The organism is Paraclostridium sordellii, assembly GCF_000953675.1.
Classification (GTDB): Bacteria; Bacillota; Clostridia; order Peptostreptococcales; family Peptostreptococcaceae; genus Paraclostridium; species Paraclostridium sordellii.
Genome location: NZ_LN679998.1, coordinates 3,158,717 through 3,182,723, shown reverse-complemented (window position 1 = coordinate 3,182,723; position 24,007 = coordinate 3,158,717). Strand labels below are relative to the sequence as shown.

Annotated in this window: 19 protein-coding genes and 1 riboswitch; of the genes, 18 read left to right on the top strand and 1 reads right to left on the bottom strand. The window is 29.9% G+C overall.

What is annotated here, in order from left to right; genetic code table 11:
- Position 1: 1 nt before the first annotated feature.
- The 10 genes from ATCC9714_RS15365 (at position 2) to fabZ (ending at position 10,259) form a co-directional block, all read left to right on the top strand.
- Positions 2-562 (top strand): 2-oxoacid:acceptor oxidoreductase family protein, encoded by a 561-nt coding sequence (locus ATCC9714_RS15365; protein WP_021127424.1) that lies wholly within the window; start codon positions 2-4, stop codon positions 560-562.
- A 174-nt stretch (positions 563-736) separates the two neighbouring features.
- On the top strand, positions 737-2,083 hold the full coding sequence (gene glmM / locus ATCC9714_RS15360) for a phosphoglucosamine mutase (RefSeq protein ID WP_021127425.1): 1,347 nt from the start codon (positions 737-739) through the stop codon (positions 2,081-2,083).
- Between the two features lie 293 nt (positions 2,084-2,376).
- On the top strand, positions 2,377-4,203 hold the full coding sequence (glmS, locus tag ATCC9714_RS15355) for a glutamine--fructose-6-phosphate transaminase (isomerizing) (protein WP_057545803.1): 1,827 nt from the start codon (positions 2,377-2,379) through the stop codon (positions 4,201-4,203).
- Positions 4,204-4,337: 134 nt separating this feature from the next.
- Positions 4,338-5,084, top strand: a complete 747-nt coding sequence (locus tag ATCC9714_RS15350) for a YwmB family TATA-box binding protein (protein ID WP_054631738.1) — start codon at positions 4,338-4,340, stop codon at positions 5,082-5,084.
- Between the two features lie 24 nt (positions 5,085-5,108).
- Entirely contained in the window at positions 5,109-6,362 is a 1,254-nt protein-coding gene (gene murA / locus ATCC9714_RS15345; protein ID WP_055330834.1) for a UDP-N-acetylglucosamine 1-carboxyvinyltransferase, read from the top strand.
- 73 nt (positions 6,363-6,435) lie between these two features.
- Positions 6,436-7,458, top strand: a complete 1,023-nt coding sequence (gene spoIID, locus ATCC9714_RS15340) for a stage II sporulation protein D (protein ID WP_021127429.1) — start codon at positions 6,436-6,438, stop codon at positions 7,456-7,458.
- A gap of 174 nt (positions 7,459-7,632) precedes the next feature.
- Positions 7,633-8,313, top strand: a complete 681-nt coding sequence (locus ATCC9714_RS15335; RefSeq protein ID WP_021122078.1) for a M23 family metallopeptidase — start codon at positions 7,633-7,635, stop codon at positions 8,311-8,313.
- A gap of 97 nt (positions 8,314-8,410) precedes the next feature.
- Positions 8,411-8,677, top strand: coding sequence for a sporulation transcriptional regulator SpoIIID (gene spoIIID / locus ATCC9714_RS15330; protein WP_021122079.1), 267 nt, complete (start codon positions 8,411-8,413; stop codon positions 8,675-8,677).
- Between the two features lie 102 nt (positions 8,678-8,779).
- The gene (gene mreB / locus ATCC9714_RS15325) at positions 8,780-9,829 is read left to right on the top strand and encodes a rod shape-determining protein MreB (protein ID WP_196333222.1); all 1,050 of its coding nucleotides are present in this window, start codon (positions 8,780-8,782) and stop codon (positions 9,827-9,829) included.
- A gap of 1 nt (position 9,830) precedes the next feature.
- Positions 9,831-10,259, top strand: a complete 429-nt coding sequence (gene fabZ / locus ATCC9714_RS15320; protein ID WP_021127432.1) for a 3-hydroxyacyl-ACP dehydratase FabZ — start codon at positions 9,831-9,833, stop codon at positions 10,257-10,259.
- A gap of 51 nt (positions 10,260-10,310) precedes the next feature.
- Here the strand turns inward: fabZ and yyaC are convergent, their stop codons facing one another.
- Entirely contained in the window at positions 10,311-10,820 is a 510-nt protein-coding gene (gene yyaC / locus ATCC9714_RS15315; protein ID WP_021122083.1) for a spore protease YyaC, read from the bottom strand.
- 139 nt (positions 10,821-10,959) lie between these two features.
- Positions 10,960-11,064: riboswitch (SAM riboswitch) on the top strand.
- A gap of 134 nt (positions 11,065-11,198) precedes the next feature.
- Between yyaC and metK the strand changes: the two genes are divergently transcribed.
- The 8 genes from metK to ATCC9714_RS15275 all read left to right on the top strand — a co-directional run bounded on the left by metK (position 11,199) and on the right by ATCC9714_RS15275 (position 23,966).
- A complete protein-coding gene (gene metK / locus ATCC9714_RS15310; protein ID WP_021127434.1) occupies positions 11,199-12,392 on the top strand; it encodes a methionine adenosyltransferase in 1,194 nt (397 codons plus the stop codon).
- 129 nt (positions 12,393-12,521) lie between these two features.
- Positions 12,522-14,750, top strand: a complete 2,229-nt coding sequence (gene recD2, locus ATCC9714_RS15305) for an SF1B family DNA helicase RecD2 (RefSeq protein WP_057545802.1) — start codon at positions 12,522-12,524, stop codon at positions 14,748-14,750.
- 13 nt (positions 14,751-14,763) lie between these two features.
- Positions 14,764-15,495, top strand: coding sequence for a ComF family protein (locus ATCC9714_RS15300; RefSeq protein WP_057545801.1), 732 nt, complete (start codon positions 14,764-14,766; stop codon positions 15,493-15,495).
- A 619-nt stretch (positions 15,496-16,114) separates the two neighbouring features.
- Positions 16,115-16,651 (top strand): ribosome hibernation-promoting factor, HPF/YfiA family, encoded by a 537-nt coding sequence (hpf, locus tag ATCC9714_RS15295; protein ID WP_057545800.1) that lies wholly within the window; start codon positions 16,115-16,117, stop codon positions 16,649-16,651.
- A 133-nt stretch (positions 16,652-16,784) separates the two neighbouring features.
- The gene (gene secA, locus ATCC9714_RS15290; protein WP_057545799.1) at positions 16,785-19,457 is read left to right on the top strand and encodes a preprotein translocase subunit SecA; all 2,673 of its coding nucleotides are present in this window, start codon (positions 16,785-16,787) and stop codon (positions 19,455-19,457) included.
- A gap of 14 nt (positions 19,458-19,471) precedes the next feature.
- A protein-coding gene (gene prfB, locus ATCC9714_RS15285; RefSeq protein ID WP_193387636.1) for a peptide chain release factor 2 occupies positions 19,472-20,585 on the top strand; the annotation gives its coding sequence in 2 pieces (ribosomal slippage) (positions 19,472-19,534 and positions 19,536-20,585; 1,113 coding nt in all).
- A 52-nt stretch (positions 20,586-20,637) separates the two neighbouring features.
- Positions 20,638-22,782: a Tex family protein gene (locus tag ATCC9714_RS15280; protein ID WP_057545798.1), complete on the top strand. Its 2,145-nt coding sequence runs from the start codon at positions 20,638-20,640 to the stop codon at positions 22,780-22,782.
- A 14-nt stretch (positions 22,783-22,796) separates the two neighbouring features.
- Entirely contained in the window at positions 22,797-23,966 is a 1,170-nt protein-coding gene (locus tag ATCC9714_RS15275; protein WP_054631091.1) for an amidohydrolase, read from the top strand.
- The last annotated feature ends 41 nt before the right edge of the window (positions 23,967-24,007 follow it).

Here is a 24,007-nt window from a genome sequence, read left to right as displayed (position 1 = left end):
TATGGCTACAGAAAGAGTAATATGTGCAGGATTTGGTGGTCAAGGTGTTATGTCTATGGGACAATTACTTACTTATGCAGGAATGCTTGAAGAGAAAGAAGTTTCATGGTTACCTTCATATGGTCCAGAAATGCGTGGAGGAACAGCTAATTGTTCAGTAACAATTTCTGATATACCAGTAGGATCACCAGTTATAACTGATGATGCAACTTGTGCTATAGTTATGAATTTACCTTCACTTGATAAATTTGAAAAAGATGTTGTTCCAGGTGGGAAAATACTAGTTAATAATTCATTAATAGATAAAAAAGTTGAAAGAACAGACGTAAAGTCTTATTATATACCTGCAAATGAACTAGCTTTAGAGTTAGGAAATCCAAGGGTAGCTAATATGATTATGCTAGGTGCATACTTAGAATTAAATAAATGTGTAGAAGTGGAATCAGTATTAGAAGCATTTAAAAAAGTCTTTGGACCAAGTAAAGAAAAATTTGTTCCATTAAATAAGGAAGCATTAATGAAAGGTGCTGAAGCTGTAAAATCTCAAGAAGCGCTTGCATAACATAATATTCCAAGTTTATGTAATTAGTGACATAAAAAAGACAATAGTGTAAATACTATTGTCTTTTTTTGTTAAACATATTACAATAACAATTATGAACTAAAGACTTTAATAGGACATAATATAAAAAAATGTATTTTTTATAGGTCTTTATTGTTGGAAGGAGTTTTTAAAATGAGAAAATATTTTGGAACTGACGGAGTAAGAGGAATAGCTAATACTGAGTTAAACTGTGACTTAGCATATAAATTAGGTAGAGCAGGTGGTTATGTTCTAACTAAAGGTAAAGACAAAGTTAAAGTTGTAGTTGGAAAAGATACTAGAGTATCAGGTGATATGCTAGAATCTGCTCTTATAGCTGGACTAATGTCAGTTGGATGCGATATAATAACTGTTGGAGTTATACCAACACCAGGGGTAGCTTATTTAACTAGACACTATAATGCTGACTGTGGAGTGGTTATATCAGCATCACATAACCCTGTTGAATATAATGGAATTAAATTCTTTAATGCAGATGGATATAAACTAGATGATTCTATAGAATTAGAAATAGAAAAATATATAGATGATATAGATAAAGTGGATGTTCACCCAACTGGAAATGGAGTTGGTAAAAAGTTACACAAACATGATGCAGTTAGAGATTATGTGGATTATCTAAAAACTATAGTTAATGCAGATTTAAAAGGATTAAAGGTAGTTTTAGATTGTGCAAACGGAGCATCTTATAAAGTTGGACCTATGGTTTTTGAAGAATTAGGAGCAGAAGTAGTAGCAATAAATAATACTCCTGATGGAAATAATATAAATGATAAATGTGGATCTACACACCCAGAAAATTTACAAGAAGCTGTAACTAAAAATAATGCAGACTTAGGTTTAGCATATGATGGAGATGCAGATAGATTAATAGCTGTAGATGAAAAAGGTGAAATAGTTGATGGTGACCATATAATGATATTAGGTGCCATCTATTTAAAGAAACACAATAAATTAGCAAAAAATACTTTAGTTGTAACAGTTATGAGTAATATAGGATTAGTTATAGCAGCTAAAGAAAATGATATAAACTTAGCAACTACTTCGGTAGGAGATAGATATGTTTTAGAAGAGATGAAAAATAGCGGATATAATTTAGGTGGAGAGCAATCAGGACATATGATATTCCTAGATTATAACACTACAGGAGATGGAGTTTTAAGTTCTTTAGTTTTAGCACAAATAGTTAAAGAAGAAGGTAAAACTTTATCAAATCTTGCATCAGTAATGACACAATACCCGCAAGTACTAGTAAATGCAAGAATAAAAAATGAGAATAAAAACAGATATATGGAAATACCAGAAATTAAATCTGAAATAGAGAGAATAGAAAAACTAATGGATGGATCAGGAAGGGTTTTAATAAGACCATCTGGTACAGAACCATTAGTAAGAGTTATGTTAGAGGGTAAAGATGAAGGTCAATTAAAAGAGTTAGCTACAAACTTAGCTAATTTAATACAAGAGAAATTATCATAATTTGAAAAGTAAATACTGAGAAACTATCAATTAATAAATATTATATTAATAAAGTTAAATGCTGAGAGTTTTCTCAGTATTTGCTTTACAAGCGCCAGAACTTAGATTGATGATTTGGTCTGAGTTGACGAGGACAGAGTTTATCGAAGTGTCGGCGGATGCTCTGCGGTGTGTTTACCATCGGAAAGTTTTAACAAACCATGTAAGTAATTACATGTACAAAATAAAACTTATGTAAACTGACCTGAATCTTAAAAATATATATAAATAATATTTTTAGGAGGACACAAGATATGTGTGGTATAGTTGGATATTTAGGAAATAAAATGGCAACAGAGGTTCTAGTAGAAGGACTTTCTAAGCTTGAGTACAGAGGATATGACTCTGCAGGTGTTGCTGTGAATACTGGAAATGAATTAGAAATAAGAAAATTCAAAGGGAGGCTGGCTGTTTTAGCTGAAGACCTAGAGAAGAATCCTATACAAGGAGGATTAGGAATAGGTCATACAAGATGGGCTACTCATGGAGAACCATCAGATGTTAACTCACATCCTCACTTTAATATGGATAGAACAATTGCAGTTGTTCATAATGGTATAATAGAAAACTACATTGAATTAAAAGAAGAATTACAGGCTGAAGGTGTAAAATTCTTATCACAAACAGATACTGAAGTAGTTGCACATTTAGTTGATAAATATTATGAAGGTAATTTATTAGATGCTGTTTATAAAGCTACTCAAAGATTAAGAGGAGCATATGCATTAGGAGTTATATGCAAAGACAATAACCAAGAGCTAGTTTCTGTTAGAAAAGATAGTCCTTTAGTTGTTGGACTTGGAGAAGGTGAAAACTTCATAGCATCAGATATACCTGCAATATTAAAATATACAAGAAAAGTATATTTCTTAGAAAACGGAGAGTTTGTTCATATAGTAGGAGATAAAGTTACTGTTTTAAATGAAAATAGAGAAGTAGTTAACAAAGAAGTAAATGAAATAACTTGGGATGTTGAAGCAGCATCAAAAGGTGGATATGAACACTTCATGTTAAAAGAAGTTTATGAGCAACCTAGTGGAGTTAAAGAAACATTAGTAAGAAGATTAAATGAAAATGGAGAAATCCATTTAGATGATATAAAAATGACTAAAGAAGATTTAGACAATATAAATAGAGTTTATATAGTAGCATGTGGTACAGCTTATCATGCGGGTCTTATAGGTAAATTTGCGATAGAAAAGTTTGCTAAGATACCAGTAATAACTGATATAGCATCAGAATTTAGATATAGAGATCCATTTATAGATGATAAGACATTATTAATATTAGTAAGTCAATCAGGAGAAACTGCAGATACTTTAGCATCTTTAAGATATGCAAAGGAAAGAGGAGCAAGAATACTATCAGTAACTAACGTTGTTGGATCTTCAATAGCTAGAGAGTCTGATGATGTATTCTATACTTGGGCAGGTCCAGAAATATCTGTTGCATCTACAAAGGCTTATACAACTCAATTAGTATCTTTCTATATGATAGCTTTAGATTTTGCTATAAAGAAAGGCACTATAACAAGAGAATACTATAATGAAATGATAGAAAAATTAAAAGAAATGCCTTCTAAAGTAGAAGAAGCTTTAAAGCAAGAAGATCATATAAAAGAAGTTGCTAAGACTTTAAAAGAAAAGCATAGTGCTTTCTACTTAGGTAGAGGTTTAGACTATAACATAGCTATGGAAGGTGCATTAAAGATAAAAGAAATATCTTATATACACGCAGAGGCTTTTGCAGCAGGAGAGTTAAAGCATGGTACGATAGCATTAATAGAAAAAGGAACACCTGTTATAGCTATAGCATCTCAAGGTGATTTATTTGAGAAGATGGTTTCTAATATGGAAGAGGTTAAAGCTAGAGGTGCATATGTTATAGCTGTAGCTCAAGAGAAAAATAAAGAAGTTGAAAAAGCTGCTGATGAAGTAATATATATACCAAATGTTGATGATGTATTATCAAGTATATTAACAGTTTTACCACTTCAATTATTATCATACTATGTTGCAGTTGAAAGAGGTTGTGATGTAGATAAACCAAGAAACTTAGCTAAATCAGTTACAGTTGAATAATAGATAATTTTAAGCCTATGTACTTACATAGGCTTATTTTTAACGAATAGCTAACGCTATTTAATAAAGTATAATTTCCTATTTTTTGTTAATAATTTTAGATATATTAATGGAAAATTTAGGGGGTATATACAATGAAAAAAAATTTAATGATTATAAGTTTAGTATCTATATTTTTAATTGGTATATTTGTTTGTTATGAAGAAGTTAAGGCTAATGAGGGAAATAATGGATATAAACAAGTTATAAATACATTTGAAAGTATAAATAGTGAATTTAAATTTTATAATATCAAAGCAAATTCATATATAGATAGACATTTAAGTAAGGGTGAAATGAAAAATATATGCCTGGATATTATTTCTAGTTTAGGATTAGAAGAGTCAAATATCAAATGGATAGAAAATAAAAATAAGGCTCAAAGTCAGGTATATGCACAAATTGAAGAAAAAGATAAAAATATTTCTATAATTGTTGCAAATAAAAGTAAAAATGAGTCATATATTATAGTTGACATATTAGAGAATAAAGTATATAAAGATATAGTGGATATTTATAGAGTTGTAGAAAACTCGCTAAATATTCATAGTGATAGGGTTGACATATACACATGCTTAGCTGGTGAATATGAAAAAAAGTTACAAGTAAATAAATATGATGATATTTTACAAAAAATATTATATAATATGAATGCTAAAGAAATAGATAGGGTTGAAGAAGAAAATTTTATATCTATTACAGCTTTTAGTAAAGATATAAAAACTGATTACATAGAATATTTGGGAAATAAGGTAAATTTAAATATAGGAATAAGGTATAGCGAAAATGAAGAAAAAACAATGATCTACATAGCTACACCTATTATCAAATTAGATTATTAATATTAGTGTGAGGAGAAAAGTGAAATGGCAAAAATTTTAGTAAAGAAGAGTAATCCACTTGTAGGAAGTGTTAAAATAGATGGGGCAAAAAATGCAGTATTACCTATAATAGCAGCAACTTTATTGGCAGAAGGTAAATCTGTTTTAAGAGGTGTACCTAACTTAAAGGATGTTCATGTAATATCTGACTTATTAAGACATTTAGGGGCTAAAGTTGAATATAAAGATTGTGTGCTTACGGTAGATGCAAGTGAGATAAAAACTTGTGAGGCTCCATATGAGCTTGTAAGAAAAATGAGAGCATCATTTTTAGTAATGGGACCATTACTTGCAAGATTTAATCATACTAAAATATCTATGCCAGGAGGATGTGCAATAGGTACTAGACCAATTGATTTACATCTAAAAGGATTTAAGGCATTAGGGGCAAATGTAATAATAGATCATGGATTTGTAGAAGCAAATGCAGATAAACTAGTAGGAAGTAAGTTATATTTAGACTTCCCGTCTGTTGGGGCTACAGAAAATATAATGATGGCTGCCTCATTATCAGAAGGAACAACTATAATTGAAAATGCTGCTGAAGAGCCAGAAATAGTTGATTTAGCTAACTTCTTAAACGAGATGGGAGCAAATGTAAAAGGTGCAGGAACTAATACAATAAGAATAAAAGGTGTTAAATCTTTAAAGGGTGCAGAACACAACGTTATACCAGATAGAATAGAAGCAGCAACATATATGGTTGCAGCAGCTATGACGAAGGGTGACATAACGATAGAAAATGTAATGATGGAACATTTAAAACCAGTTGTAGCTAAATTAAAAGAAGCTGGTTGTGAAATAATAGATATGGAAAATTCAGTTAGAGTAAAGGGTCCAGATGTTTTAAAACCAATAGATATAAAAACTTTACCACATCCAGGTTTCCCTACTGATGTTCAAGCTCAATTTATGGCTATGGCTACTGTTGCTAACGGAACAGGTGTAGTTATAGAAACTGTATTTGAAAATAGATTTATGCACGTAGCTGAATTCAATAGAATGGGAGCAAACATAAAAATAGAAGGAAGAAGTGCTATAGTTACTGGAGTAGATAAATTATATGGATCTTCAGTAAAGGCTACAGACTTAAGAGCTGGAGCAGCTTTAATATTATGTGGACTTATAGCAGAAGGAGAAACAGAAATAGGAGATATATATCATATACAAAGAGGATATGTTGATATAGACAAAAAGATACAAGCATTAGGCGGAAATATAGAAATAATTGAAGACTAATAAATAGTAATAAATATGACGGGTTGTTCATAAAATTTATTGATTAGAAGTATTTATCTAAGGAGGAAATTTTATGAAGAACCCTTTAATAGTTTTCGCGGGAGTTATAATAACTGCCATAGCAGTACCAATTTGTATATCTATATTTGCTTATGATTCAAGTAGTCAAATGCATATAAATTCATCTAATGATTTCAATTTTAGATCTAAAAAAGATAAAAAAGTTATAAATTATGAAACGGTAAACAAAGAAACTCCTCAAATAAAAGTTTATAATCATAAAACGGGACAAGTTGAAATAAAGGATTTAGAGGAATATTTATGTGGCGTTATTTCCGGAGAAATGTCGGCAGAATTCGATTTAGAAGCTTTAAAGGCACAAGCTGTAGCAGCAAGAACATTTACAATATATAATAAAGATTCGAAAAAACATAAAAGTGCAGATGTATGTACTGATTATAAGCATTGTCAAGAATATAAAAGTAAAGATGAACTTTTAAAGAAAAACGGCAAAAAGTGGATGGATAAGTATTATAAAAAAATAGAACAAGCTGTCAAAGAAACCAAAGGACATATTATTGTATATAATGATAAGCCTATTCTTCCTTTGTATTTTTCAACATCTTCAGGGAGTACAGAAAATAGTGAAGAAGTTTTTAGTACAAAATATCCTTATTTGAGGGCCGTAGATAGTCCCTACGATAAAAATGCACCTAAATATGCATCTAATATCAAAATAAACAATGAAGACTTTGTAAGGGCTATTCAAAAGAGTTATCCGGGTATTAATATATCAAGTAAAAATTTATCAAGTCAGATAAGTATAAAAAGTCGAAGTGAGGGTGGATCAGTTGAAAAAATAAAAATTTCTAATAAAGAATTATCAGGTCGTGATATTAGAAGTTTATTTGATTTAAATTCAGCTAATTTTGATATAAAGTATAATAAGGATTATGTAGATATAATTGTAAAGGGATATGGTCATGGGGTTGGTATGAGCCAATGGGGTGCTGAAGGAATGGCTAAAGATGGATATCAATATTATGATATATTAAACCATTATTATTCAAGTACTAAAATAAAGGATATATACTAATGTAGAAATATAAAAAAGTCCTAAGATAATATTGATGAGATATTATCTTAGGACTTTTTTATTGGAAATTTAATAAAAATATTAATTAAATACTAATATAAAATTGTAAAAATTGTATAAAAATAACATATAAGGTACAAAATACAAATGTATTAATATATTTGGAGGTGTACCATGAAAAAGAAAAAGCTATTAGAAAAGGATGGTTTTTACTTAGCATTATTTGTATGCGTATGTTTAGTTGCTATAGGAGGAGTTTTATTTACTAAAAATAGTGTAGATGATCTAGCGACTAAGAATGGATTTGTAGATAATGAAAATAAAACTGCAAAAGGTAATGAAGATGAAGAAATACATCTAATAGAAAAAGATAAGGATGCGGTTCCAACAACTACAAATTCTAAGGAAAATTTAGAAAAAGCAAAAGAAAAAGAAGTTATTAAAGAAAAAGAAACTAAATTAAATTATTTAGGTGAGAAAGTTACGAGAGAATATTCTGAAAAAGAACCAACTTATTCATCAACATTAGATGTTTGGGAAATACATAAAGGATTAGATGTAAAAGCTAAAAAAGGTAGCAAAGTAAAATCTATAACAAATGGTAAAGTAGTAGATATTTTTAAAGATGATAAGCATGGAGTTTCTGTAAAGGTAGAATCAAAAGATAAAGTAACTGTTGTATATTCTAATTTAGATAGTAAAACTTCTGTAGAAAAGAATCAGGAAGTAAAGGATGGAGATGTTTTAGGTAAGGTAGGAGATACAAGTAGTGTTGAGAGTTTAGATGGACCACATGTTCATTTAACAGCTAGTAAAAATGGAAAATCTATAGATCCAATGACTTTAATTAAATAAAAAATATAACAAGCTTAATCAAATTTGATTAAGCTTGTTATATTTTTTATTTAATTACATATATATTACTAAGGCTAGGATTTAAGGGGGGGAAGTCTTGAGATCGCACATAGAGGAAAGAGCTATAGTTGTAGCAAAGTATATATTAGAAAAGAAAACAACAGTCAGACAAACTGCTAAAACATTTGGTGTTAGTAAGAGTACTATACACAAAGATGTAACTGAACGATTAGAGGAAATTAACCCATCTCTTGCAAAAGAGGTTAAAATGGTTTTAGAAAAGAATAAATCCGAGAGACATATTAGGGGTGGAATGGCAACAAAACAAAAATATGAAATTAAATGTGACAAAAATGTAGGTTAATGTGCCTACATTTTTTCTTGACTAAAAACAGATTTTTGTATATTTTTGTATGTAGAGTATTTAAAATAACGAAAAGTTTAGATAAATTAAAAGGAGTTGAATATGATGGCTAAAGGAGCTGAAATCGGAATAGATTTAGGAACTGCAAATATCCTTGTATATGTTAATGGAAAAGGAGTAGTCCTAGAAGAGCCCTCTGTTGTTGCTATAGATAAAAATACAAATACGGTACTAGCTGTTGGCGAAGAAGCTAGAAGAATGATAGGAAGAACCCCTGGAAATATTGTTGCAATAAGACCGTTAAAAGATGGAGTAATATCTGATTATGAAATAACTGAAAAAATGTTAACATATTATGTAAACAAAGTTATAGATAAAAAAGGCTTTGCTAGATTTTTTATGCCAAAAATAATGGTATGTGTTCCAACTGGAGTTACAGAAGTAGAAAAAAGAGCTGTAGAAGAAGCAACGAGACAAGCTGGAGCTAGAGATGTATATATAATAGAAGAGCCAATAGCGGCCGCTATTGGAGCTGGAATCGATATATCTAAACCAGATGGTAATATGGTTGTTGATATAGGCGGAGGAACTGCAGATATAGCCGTTATATCTTTAGGTGGAGATGTAGTTAGTGAATCTATAAAAATGGGTGGAGATAAGTTTGATGAATATATAGTTAACTATATGAGAAAAAAATATAACCTACTTATTGGAGATAGAACTGCAGAACAAATAAAAATGAATATAGGAACAGCATATCCTAGAGAAGAAGAAGTAAGTATGGATGTAAAAGGTAGAAATTTATTAACTGGATTGCCTCAGAAGATAAATGTAGAGTCTAAAGAGATGCTAGATGCTTTAAAAGAAGGTGTAAATCAAATAGTTGCTGCTGTTCACTCAGTACTTGAAAAAACTCCTCCAGAATTAGCGGCGGATATAAGTGAAAGTGGAATAATAATGACTGGTGGAGGGGCATTATTATATGGTCTAGATAAAAAAATAGAAGAGAGAACAGGTATAAAAGTTAAAATAGCAGACGATCCTTTATCATGTGTTGCAAAAGGAACAGGAGAATCTTTAAGTGCTTTAAGTATATTAGAATCAGGTGGTACTTTACCAGCGAAAAAACGTATAGATGAAGGAGAAAATTAATATGTTAAATATTGATCAAATAAAAGAGTTAATACCTCATAGATATCCATTTTTACTTGTAGATAGAGTTTTAGAATTAGAAGAAGGAAAAAGAGCTGTTGGAATAAAGAATGTATCTGTTAATGAGCCATTTTTTCAAGGGCATTTTCCTGACTACCCTATAATGCCAGGAGTTTTAATAATAGAAGCTATGGCACAGGTTGGAGCTGTTGCTATGATGTCTATGGATGAGAATAAAGGCAAATTAGGTGTATTTGCAGGAATAGATAAGGTAAGATTTAAAAAAGAGGTTAGACCTGGAGACACATTAAGAATGGAAGTTGAAATGTTATCATTAAGAAGAAATATAGGGAAAGCAAATGCAAGTGCCTATGTGGGTGATGACTTAGTTTGTAGTGGAGAATTAATGTTTGCATTAGTACAAAAATAAAAAGCTGTCTTTAAAGACAGCTTTTTATTTTTATACAAAAGGAAAATGAGGTCATGTTGAAAGTATAATTGAAAGAGCTATTATTTCAGACATATCTAAAATGAAGCTTAGGCGTATGTTGTTAAAGGAGAATTTATTATTTTCATCAACTTTATCAACTATTCCTACTATAGAATGATTGCCGATTTCAGGGAGTTTTTTACCTACACCTTTTCCAGGAAGAATAGGTCCTTTTCTTATTTGTAAGTTTCCTATATTACTTTTTGATCCTAAACATGCATCTATAGCCAGAAAATTTCCATCTGGATGTTTTTTCTTTATAGATTGTAAAGATTCATATATATTTAAAGCGTGGATAGGTTTATCTAAGGTACCATAAACAGGGTATTTATAATTACTGTTTTTTAACATAGTTCCAACTAAAGGGCCTAAAGAATCGCCTATAGCTCTGTCTGTTCCTATACAAACTATAACCGTATTCTCATCAATTATATTTTTTAATGTGTCACTAAGAACTTGAACAACATTGTCTTTTTTATAGTTTACTTTAGCTAAATACATAGGAACATCCCCCCTTAAGATAAATATATGAAAATTTAAAGAAAAAATAACAATGAAAATTTAAAGAAAGGTATTGATAAAAAAAATTAACAATAGTATAATTACCTTGTAAAATAAAAAATTAATAAATTTCTTAATTACCTTATTAAGAGAGGTGGAGGGACAGGCCCTGTGAAACCCAGCAACCATTCCGTACGGAAAAGGTGCTAATTCCTACAAGATAATATATCTTGAGAGATGAGGTTAGTTAATTATTGATGAATATAATTAACCTCTTCTTTTAGAAGAGGTTTTTTTAATATCAAAAAAGACTAGGCAATAAATAATTAAGGTAATGGGAGAATTTTAAGAGAAGTTAAACTTTAGGAGGATAATTAAATGGCAAAACATTTATTTACATCAGAATCAGTAACAGAAGGGCATCCAGATAAAATATGTGATCAAATTTCAGATGCAATACTAGATGCTTTATTAAAAAATGACCCATTAGCAAGAGTTGCTTGTGAGACTACAGTTACAACAGGATTAGTATTAGTTGCAGGAGAAATAAGTACTAATACTTATGTAGATATACCTAAATTAGTTAGAGAAACAATAAAAGAAATAGGATATACTAGAGCTAAATTTGGATTTGATGGAGACACTTGCTCAGTTATAACTGCTATAGATGAACAATCAGGCGATATAGCTATGGGTGTTGATGAAGCTTTAGAAAATAGAAGCGGAGAAATAACAGAAGACGAAATAGAAAAAGTAGGTGCAGGAGACCAAGGTATAATGTTTGGTTTTGCTTGTAATGAAACTGAAGAGTTAATGCCTCTTCCTATATCTCTTGCTCATAAATTATCAAGAAGATTAACTGAAGTAAGAAAAAGTGGGGAATTAGAATATTTAAGACCAGATGGAAAAACTCAGGTAACTATTGAGTATGATGGAAATAAGGCTGTTAGAGTTCATACAGTTTTAATATCAACTCAACACTGTGAGACAGTAAGTAATGAAACTATAAGAAGAGATTTAATAGAAAAAGTTATAAAAGAAGTTATACCAAGTGAACTATTAGATGAAGAAACTAAGATATTCATAAATCCAACAGGAAGATTTGTTATAGGCGGACCTCAAGGAGATACAGGTCTTACAGGAAGAAAAATAATAATAGATACTTACGGTGGATACTCTAGACATGGTGGAGGAGCTTTCTCAGGAAAAGATCCTACAAAAGTTGATAGATCAGCTGCATACGCAGCAAGATATGTTGCTAAAAATATAGTAGCTGCAGGACTTGCAGAGAAGTGTGAAATAGAACTTGCTTATGCTATAGGTGTTGCTAGACCACTATCTGTATTTATAGATACTTTTGGAACAGGAAAAGTTAGTGAAGAAAAACTTGTTGAGTTAGTAAACAAACATTTTGACTTAAGACCAGGAGCTATAATAAGAGATTTAGATTTAAGAAAGCCAATGTACAAAAATGTTGCAGCATATGGACACTTTGGTAGAACAGATTTAGATTTACCATGGGAAAGAACTGATAAGGCTGAAATATTAAGAAGCGAAGCACTAGTTAAATAAAGATATAAATAATTAAGAACATAAGAAGACTGTCATTTTACAGTCTTCTATTTTTTTTATTTGAAATAACTTGTATAATAGTAATAAATTATGTAAACGATAAGGTTAGTATTTTTTAGGAGATTATTTATGGAAAAAATAGAAGGAATGATAAGCGATATTGTATTTAAAAATGAAGACAATGGATATGTTATAGCTCATTTATCAAATGAAAATAATGATGTTGTAATTGTTGGATGTATGCCTACTTTAACAGTTGGAGAGAGCATAGAAGTAGAAGGTAAGTGGGTAAATCATAAGACATATGGGACTCAATTTGAAGTTAGTAGTTTTATGCCAGTAACTCCATCTTCTATAGAAGGTATATATGTTTATCTATCTTCTGGAATGATAAAGGGAATAGGCGAGAAGATGGCTAAACGAATAATTGATAAATTTGGAGTTGACACACTAGATATAATTCAAAATTCTCCTCATAGACTATCTGAAGTTGAAGGAATCGGAAGTAAAAAAATAAATCAGATTGCTAAAAGTTATGAAGATAATAGAGAGTTGAGAAATATAATAATGCAGTTATCTCCTTATGGTATAACTCCTAACTTATGTTTAAAAATTTATAAAAAATATAAAAATAAAGCTGTAGATGTTATAAGTAAAAATCCATATAAATTAGCAGAAGACGTAAGAGGAATTGGATTTAAAGTTGCAGATAAAATTGCAGAAAATTTAGGAATAGATAAGCTTTCAAAAGATAGAATAATGCAAGGAATATTATATTCTCTTAATCAGTCATTGGCTAGCGGACATACTTATCTTCCAAAGGATATTTTAGTACAAGAGTCAAGTAAACTTTTAGGAGTAGAAAAAGAATATATATTAGACTGCATTTTAGGGTTAGCTTACGATCAAAAAATACATATAGAAAAAGGTTTGGGACATGAAGATCATATATATCTAATACCATATTACTTATCAGAAAATGGAGTTTGTAAGCAAATCATAAAATTAGCACAATCAGATTTTAAAGATTTAAATATAGATGTAGAAAAAGAAATAGAGAAAGTAGAAGAAGAAACAGGAATAAAATTAGCAAATAATCAAGCTTTGGCAGTTAAAGAAGCTATAAAAAGTGGTTTAGTAGTTATAACTGGAGGGCCTGGTACTGGGAAAACAACAACAATAAATACCATAATTAAAGTATTTGAGAACAACGAACAAGAAGTTTTACTTGCAGCCCCAACGGGAAGGGCGGCTAAGAGAATGAGTGAGACATCTAATAAAGAAGCAAAAACTATTCATAGACTTTTGGAAATGGGATATGCTACAGACTCAGAAGAGTTGGTATTTCTAAAAGATGAAGAAGATCCAATAAAAGCTGACGTAGTTATAGTGGATGAGGTATCAATGGTGGATATAGTCCTTATGTATAGTTTATTAAAAGCTATAAAACCTGGAACTAGAGTCATATTAGTTGGCGATAGTGATCAGCTTCCATCTGTAGGTGCAGGAAATGTTTTAAAAGATATAATAGATTCAGAAGTTATAAATGTTGTTAGATTAAACGAAATTTTTAGGCAAGCTCAAGAGAGTATGATAGTAGTAAATGCACATAGGATTAATCAAGGCTTACCACTTCACTTAAATGTTAAAGGTAAGGATTTCTTTTTTATAAAAAAAGATACTAATGAAGAAATTTTAAAAGAAATAGTTGGATTAGTGAGTACTAGACTACCTAAATTCTATAATTTAGATAAATTAAAAGATATACAGGTGCTAGCTCCTATGAGAAAGGGAGATTTAGGTGTAGCTAATTTAAATATTGAATTACAAAAGTATTTGAATAAAGAAGAAAAGTATAAGGTTGAAGAGACATTACAAAAAAGAATATTTAGAGTTGGAGATAAAGTAATGCAAATAAAAAATAACTATACTAAAAAGTGGGAAACAGAAGATAAAAGTGAAAGTGGAGAAGGTATATACAATGGAGATATAGGCTATATTTATCATATAGATAAGGAAAATAAAATTATTTATGTATTGTTTGATCAAACAAAGATAGTATCATATGAGTATTCAGAATTAGATGAACTGGACCATAGTTTTTGTACAACTATACATAAGAGCCAAGGAAGTGAATTTCCAGCTATAGTTATACCTGTAACGTGGGCTCCACCAATGTTACTAAATCGTAACTTATTATATACAGCTGTAACAAGAGCGAAAAAACTTGTTGTACTGGTAGGGGATGTAAAATATCTAGAATATATGATAAGAAATAATAAAACTAATGATAGGCATTCTAATTTAAGTAAAAAGCTAAATAGATTAAAGGAAGAAGGGGTGTTGGTAAAAAATTAAACCTTTGATTAATATGTTTTTAGAAGTTCTATATCCTGAAAATATAAAATGCATTATCTGTAATAAAGCCATTGGCAAAAACAATGCATACTCTTTATGTAAAGAATGTTTTATAAATCTTAACTTTATAAGTGATGGATGCATAAAGTGCGGTAAGAGTATGATAAATCAAACAATTGAAGAATTTACTCAAGAACAATTATTATATGGATGTCCAAGTTGTTTAAATAAGGCGTACTATTTTGATAAAGCCATTGGTTGTATAGAGTATGATGAATTAAGCAAAAAAATAGTTTTTGGATTTAAATATAATAATAAGACTTTTATGTCAAGATATATAGCAAATATAATAAATGAAAAAATATATACAGAACATATAAATTATGATTATATACTTTATGTTCCACTGCATAAAAGTAGAGAAAGAAAAAGAGGATTTAATCAAGCTAGACTAATATCTAATGAGTTAAGTAAAATTACTAATATAGAAGTTTTAGATATAATAAATAGATCTAAGAGAACTGAAAGGTTATTCAAACTTAAGAACGAAGAGAGAACGAAAGAATTAAAAAATGCTTTTAGTACAGATGATAGAATTAGGATTTGTAAAAATAAAAAGGTTTTATTGATAGATGATATATTTACAACAGGATCTACTGTGAATGAAATATCTAAATTATTAAAGATTAATGGAGTAGATAAGGTCTACGTATGCACATTTTTAACTAGAATAAATTGTTATTGACATATTTTATTTAAGATATTAAAATAGATTAGTAGTATGTTAGGTCTGTGGTTGAAAGTTCATGCCAGTTGCAGGCAAAAGGACCCACGTAAGTTAATTCTAAAAATGGAATTGATGATCATGGTGCAGCTTAGAAGTAAGACCTGCCGATATTAAAGTCGAGAGAGTCAGTAGTGCGGCGAACCCAAGCGAAATCTCCAGCAGGCGAGTGTGGGGGCAAAGACCAGGTCAGCTAGGATATTACTAAAGTACCTATTTAGGTGCTTTTTTTTTACAAAAAAACAAATTTTCATAAAAATATTTGAAAATATGACATTAATAAACAAATTAATCACAAATAAACATTAGTTCTGTGGATATAAATTTATAAAAAAATGTGTAAAATCAAGGAATTCATGACTTATTAACAACTTTATACACATTATCCACAGGTAAACCTATAAAATAAATCCACAAACTGAAGAATATATATATAAAATCGACAAAAATAAATCATATTAACTTGAATATTATAATTACAAGAAGCTAACAATAAAAATAAAGGAAATCTAAATTAAGTATAGAAATTATAATATATAAGTAGTTTTTGAACTTGTATATTCTGAAGGGAGATGTTCTTATGAGAATAACAATATCTGGAAAACAAATGGAATTAACGGATGCAATAAAAGATTCAGTTGAAACAAAATTAAAAAGATTGGATTGCTACCTTCACCCAGAGACAGAAGTAAAAGTTACTGTGAGTGCAAAAAAAGCAAGGCAAAAAGTAGAAGTAACTATTATACCAATAAGTGGACCAATAATAAGAGCAGAAGATACAGAAGAAAATTTATATGCTGCAATAGATGTAGTATACGATAAACTTAATATTCAATTAAGAAAATATAAGAAAAGAGTACAAGATAGACATAAGTCTAACGAGAGTATAAGATTTAATCAAATAGAAGATTTAACTGATGAAAGTGAAAATTCTATAGATATTAAGATAGACAGACATAAAAAATTTAGTATGAAGCCAATGAGTCCAGAAGAAGCAATATTACAAATGGATTTATTAGGACATGATTTCTTTATGTTTACAAACCCACAAGATGATAAAATATCAATAGTATATAAAAGAAAAAATGGCGGTTATGGAATGATAGAACAAGATTAGAATTAAATTTGATTATTAAAAGCTATCGATAAAAATAAACATCGGTAGCTTTTTAAATATAAAAATATAAAAATACAAAGATTTTATGGTAGAATGTATATTATACATATAATGGACGAGGAGAGATAAATAGATGGGTTTCTTAGATAATATATTTAATATAGCTGATAAAAGAGAAATGAAGAAATTCAACAAAGTAGTTGATGAGATAGATGCTTTAGAACCTAAATTTCAAGAAATGTCAGACCGTGAATTAAAAAATATGACTAATGTGTTTAAAGATAGGCTTAATAATGGAGAGACAGTAGATGACATATTAACTGAGGCATTTGCAGTTGCAAGAGAAGCTTCAAAAAGAGTTCTTGGAATGAGACAATATAGAGTTCAGCTTATCGGTGGTATAGTGCTACATCAAGGAAGAATAGCTGAGATGAAAACAGGTGAAGGTAAAACTTTAGTTGCGACAGCTCCAGTTTATTTAAATGCCTTAACTGGTAAAGGGGTACATGTAGTTACAGTAAATGACTACTTAGCAAAACGTGATAAAGAGCAAATGGGAAAAATATATGAATTTTTAGGAATGTCAGTAGGAGTAATAGTACATGGACAAAATCCTCAAGAAAGAAAAGCTCAATATGACTGCGATATAACTTATGGAACAAATAATGAATATGGATTTGATTATCTAAAAGATAATATGGTTATACATAAAGAGCAGAAAGTTCAAAGAGAATTAAATTATGCAATCGTCGATGAGGTTGACTCTATTTTAGTCGATGAAGCTAGAACACCACTTATAATATCTGGACCTGGAGATAAGTCAACTCACTTATATTCAGATGCAAATACATTTATACATACTTTAAAAGATGATAACTTTGAGATAGATGAAAAACAAAAGTCTGTATCTTTAACTGAAAGTGGTATACAAAAAGCAGAAATTTATTTTGGTGTAGACAATATAACAGATATAGCGCATATAGAGCTATTCCACCATATAAACCAAGCTTTAAAAGCTCATAAAATAATGAAGTTAGATGTAGATTATGTTGTTAGAGATGGAGAAATAGTTATAGTTGATGAATTTACAGGTAGACTTATGTTTGGTAGAAGATATTCAGAAGGATTACACCAAGCAATAGAAGCAAAAGAAGGCCTAAGAATACAAAGAGAATCTAAAACTTTAGCAACTATAACATTCCAAAACTACTTTAGAATGTACAACAAGTTATCAGGGATGACAGGTACAGCAAAAACAGAAGAGGAAGAGTTTAAAGCTATATATAAAATGGATGTTGTTCAAATACCAACGAACAAACCAATATTAAGAGAAGATTTATCTGATTCAGTTTATAAAAGTGAGTTAGGTAAATTTAATGCAGTTGTAGAAGACATTATAGAGAGACACAAAAACAAGCAACCAGTTCTTGTTGGTACAGTATCTATTGAAAAATCTGAAGTTTTATCTATGCTTTTAAAAAGAAAAGGTGTAAAACATGAAGTATTAAATGCAAAGAATCACCATAAAGAGGCTGAGATAGTAGCACAAGCTGGTAGATTAGGTGCTGTTACTATAGCCACTAATATGGCTGGTCGTGGTACCGATATAGTTTTAGGTGGTAACCCAGTATTCTTAACTAAAAAAGAAATGAAAAAAATGGGGTATTCAGAAGATATAATAAATACTGTTGATGCAGACATAGAAAGTTTAGAAATTGAATTAACAGATGAAATAGTTAAAGCAAAAGCTGATTATGATAAGACGCTTGAAAAATATAAGGCGCAAACAGAAGAAGAGCAAAATCAAGTTAGAGAAGCTGGAGGCTTATCTATCATAGGAACAGAAAGACATGAGTCAAGAAGAATCGATAACCAGTTACGTGGACGTGCTGGTCGTCAAGGTGACCCAGGTAGTTCAAGATTCTATATAAGTTTAGAAGATGAACTTATGAGATTATTCGGAAGTGATAGAATTTCTGGAATGGTTGAAAAAATAGGATTAGATGAAGACACACCTATAGAAGCTAAAATGTTAACTAAATCAATAGAAAATGCTCAGAAAAAAGTTGAGGGTAGAAACTTTGGTATAAGAAAACATGTACTTCAATATGATGATGTTATGAATAAACAAAGAGAGATAATATACGAGCAAAGAGGTCGTGTATTAGAGGGAGAAAACCTACAAGAACAAATTCAAACAATGATTTCATCAATAATAGAAAGTGCATATGATGTATATGTTACAGATCAAGGATTTGATTTACATGCATATAAGGAATACTTATATCATACATTTATGCCTAAAGGTAGCTTAGAAGTAGAAGAACTTGAAAGTATGAAAAAAGAAGATCTTATAACTGCAGTATATGAAATAGCTAAAAAGATTTATGAGTTAAAAGAAGAGTCTGTTACATCTGAAAGAATGAGAGAAATAGAGAGGGTAATACTTCTTCAAGCTGTTGACTCTCATTGGATAGATCATATAGATGCTATGGATCAATTACGTCAAGGTATAGGACTTAGAGCTATAGGTCAACAAGATCCAGTTGTTGCATATAAGTTAGAAGGTTTTGATATGTTTGACAACATGACAAAAGCTATACAAGAAGATACCGTAAGATATTTATATAACTTTACAATAGAGGAACCTATACAAAGAAAGCAAGTAGTAGATGTAGATAAAATATCTTCGAATGTAGAAGAAGGACAAGGAAATAAACCTGTAAAGAAAGAAGAAGAAATAGGAAGAAATGATGAATGTCCTTGTGGAAGTGGCAAAAAATATAAAAAATGTTGCGGAAAATAATTTGGAGGATTAACATGCTTAATGTACAGGAGTATAGACATAAAATAGAAGAAATGTCTAAAAATATAGAAGAATTGAGGGCTTCTCTTTGACATAGAAGGATTAGAAGAGAAGATAATTAGAAATGAAAAAATAATGAGTGAGCAAGAATTCTGGAATGATAATGAAAAAGCTCAACAGGTACTTCAAGAAAATAAAAATTTAAAAGATGTTGTAGATGAATATAATAATCTACAATCATCTTTTGAAGATATAGAAGTTCTTTTTGAATTAGCTCAGGAAGAAGATGATATATCTCTTGAAAAAGAGGTTGAAAAAACAATAAACTCACTTGAAGAGGAAATAGATAAGGTAAAGATAAAAACATTACTTAGTGGTGAATATGATAAAAATAATGCTATACTATCTATAAATGCAGGAACTGGCGGACTAGATGCTCAAGATTGGGCAGAGATGTTGCTTAGAATGTACGATAGATGGGCTCACTCTAAGGGATTTAAGGTAAAAACTTTAGATTTGTTATCAGATACAGAAGCTGGTATAAAAAGTGCTACTATACAAATAGAAGGACTTAATGCATATGGATATTTAAAAAGTGAAAAAGGGGTACATCGTATTGTAAGGATATCTCCATTTGACCCATCTGGGAAAAGACATACATCTTTTGCATCAGTTGATGTTATACCAGAATTAGATGAAAGTATTACCGTAGATATAAACCCTTCAGATTTAAAAATAGATACATATAGAGCATCTGGAGCAGGTGGTCAACATATAAATACTACTGATTCAGCTGTAAGAATAACTCATATTCCAACTGGAGTAGTTGTTCAATGCCAAAACCAAAGATCTCAACATAGTAACAAAGATACTGCTATGAGAATGTTAATGGCAAAACTAATTGAACTAAAAGAATTAGAACAAAAAGAAACTATTGAAGACTTACAAGGTAAATATTCTCAAATAACTTGGGGAAGCCAAATAAGATCATATGTATTTCAGCCATACAAACTAGTAAAAGACCATAGAACTAATGCAGAAATGGGAAATGTAGATAGTGTTATGGATGGAAATATAGATTTATTTATAAATGAATACTTAAAAATGACTAAAGTAAATAATTCATAAAATATAAGGCTTAAGAAGTTAATTCTTAAGCCTTCTTTTAGGAGGAATTAAATTGGATATAAATCAAATTTTAAAATCAGAATTCAACTTAAGAGATTCGCAAATAGAAAATACTATAAAACTTATAGATGAAGGAAATACTATTCCATTTATAGCTAGATATAGAAAAGAAATGACAGGTGAAATGAGTGATGTAACTCTTAGAGCTTTTCATGAAAAATTAACTTACTTAAGAAACTTACAGAGTAGAAAAGATGATGTTCAAAGAATAATACAAGAACAAGGAAAATTGAATAAAGAGATAGAAAAAAGTATAGAACAAGCCAAAACGCTTCAAGAAGTAGAGGATATATATGCCCCTTTCAAACAAAAGAAAAGGACTAGAGCTACTATTGCAAAAGAAAAAGGATTAGAACCTTTAGCAATGGCTATTTTAAATGAAAATATAAATTTAAAAATTGAGATACCAAAATACATAGATGAAGAAAAAGAAGTAAACTCAGAAGAAGATGCTCTAAAGGGTGCAAAAGACATAATAGCTGAAATAGTATCAGAAGATGCTAAGTTAAGAAAATATATAAGAGAATTAGCATTAAAAGAAGGTGTTATAAACAGTAAAAGTACTAAAGATGAAAAATCTGTTTATGATATGTACTACGATTATAGTGAGGGTGTAAAACACATGGCACCTCATAGAGTTCTTGCTATAAATAGAGGAGAAAAGGAAGAGTTTTTAAAAGTAAAGTTAGAGATAAACAACGATAAGGTAGTTAATTACATATTTAATACTTATATAAATAAGAATAATAAAAATAATGAAGAAGAAATTAAATTATCTATAGAAGATGCATATAAAAGACTTATATTCCCTTCAATAGAAAGAGAAATAAGAAATCATTTAACAGAAATGGCTCATGAAAGAGCTATTAGTGTATTTGGACAAAATGTTAAGAGTTTATTACTTCAACCACCTGTAAGAGATAAGGTGGTTATGGGATTTGACCCAGCATATAGAACTGGATGTAAAATTGCTGTAGTTGATAAAAATGGAAAACTTTTAGACTATACAACTGTTTATCCAACAAAACCTCAAAATGATGTTGATAAAGCTAAGAAGACTTTAAAAGATCTTATAGAAAAATATGACATAGATATAATATCTATAGGAAATGGAACTGCATCAAGAGAATCTGAACAATTTGTTTCTGAAATGATAAAAGAAATAAATAGAGATGTTCAATATACAATCGTTAGTGAAGCTGGAGCTTCTGTTTACTCTGCATCAGAACTTGCAAATGAAGAACATCCTGATATAAATGTTTCTATAAGAGGGGCAATATCAATTGCTAGAAGATTACAAGATCCGTTGGCTGAATTGGTAAAAATTGATCCTAAGAGTATCGGAGTAGGGCAATATCAACATGACCTTAACAAAAAAAGATTAGAGGAAGTATTAAGTGGTGTGGTTGAGGATGCTGTAAACTCTGTAGGAGTAGATTTAAATACAGCATCTTACTCATTGCTTGAACATGTAGCAGGTATAAATAAAACAATAGCAAAAAATATTATTGAATATAGAGAAGAGAACGGAGATTTTACTTCAAGAGCTCAAATAAAAAAAGTTAAAAGATTAGGACCTCAAGCTTTTACTCAATGTGCAGGGTTCTTAAGAATAGTAAACTCTAAAAATCCTCTAGATAATACATCTGTACATCCTGAGACTTATGATGTATGTAAAAAACTTCTAGAAAAACTAGGATGTTCATTAGAAGATATAAAAAATAAAAATATTAATGATATAGATGACAAAGTAAGTTCTATAGGAATTGATAGTTTAAGTAAAGAATTAGAGGTAGGTATAGTTACATTAAAAGATATTATATCAGAAATAAAAAAACCAGGAAGAGATCCTAGAGAAGAAGGTATAAAGCCTGTACTTAGAACGGATGTATTAAAAATTGAAGATATAAAAGAAGATATGATATTAAAAGGTACTGTAAGAAATGTAGTTGATTTTGGTGCTTTTGTAGATATAGGAATAAAAAATGATGGATTAGTTCACAAGTCTCAAATGAGTAATAAATATGTTAAAGACCCTATGACTATAGTTACAGTAGGAGATGTAATTGATGTAAAAGTTATAGGTATAGATTTAAAAACACAAAAAGTTTCTTTAACGATGAAAGATATTAAGTAAATTAGGAGGAGTAAATGCTTTTTATAAAAAATGGAACTATAAATACAGTTACTAATGGAGTTATACAAGGAGATATACTTATAGAAAAAGGGAAAATAGTAGAAATAGGAGCAGATTTAGTGGCACCACTAGATGCAAAAACAATAGATGCCACTGGAAAATTAATTTTTCCAGGGTTTATAGATGCACATACTCATTTAGGCTTATGGGAAGATGGTATGGGATTTGAAGGTGCTGATGGAAATGAGGAAACAGATCCTATAACTCCTCACTTAAATCCTATAGATGGAATAAATCCTATGGAGAGAAGTTTTGAAGAAGCTAGAAATGGAGGAATAACATCTGTTTGTAGTACTCCAGGTAGTGCTAATGTTATGGGTGGGCAGTGTATTGCTATAAAAACTGTTGGAAGAAGAATAGATAAAATGGTTATAAAAAATCCTGTAGCTTCGAAAATTGCTTTTGGAGAGAACCCTAAAAGTTGTTATGGACAGGAAGAAAAAGCACCTCAAACAAGAATGGCAATAGCAGCTATGTTAAGAGAAACATTAAAGGAAGCAGAGGAATATTTAGATGCTATTTTAATGCATGAGGAAGATGATGAAAATGAAAAGCCAGATTATGATATAAAAATGGAGAGCTTACTACCTGTACTTAGGAGGGAAATTCCATTTAAAGTACATGCTCATAGAGCTGACGATATGTTTACAGCAATAAGAATAGCAAAAGAGTTTGACCTTAAGTTAACTCTAGATCATTGTACAGAAGGACATTTAATTGTAGATGATTTAGTAGAAGAAGGATATCCTCTTGTAGTAGGACCATCACTTTCAGAACGTTCTAAAATTGAACTTAGAAACTTAACTTTTGATACGGCTGGAATTTTATCTAATGCTGGAATGGAAATATCTTTAACTACTGATCATCCAGTTATTCCTCTACCATACTTACCTATATGTGCAGGTATAGCAGTTAAACATGGTATGAAATTAGATAAAGCTATAGAAGCTATAACTATAAATCCTGCAAAAACATTAGGAATTGATAATAGAGTTGGATCTATAGAAATAGGTAAAGATGCAGATATAGTTATATGGGACAATAATCCATTAGAAATACAAAGTAATGTTATATATACCATAATAGATGGGAAAATTGTATATAAAAAAGATTTAAGAAATTAAATGGTTGACATATTACTATATAATTAATAATATATAATTGT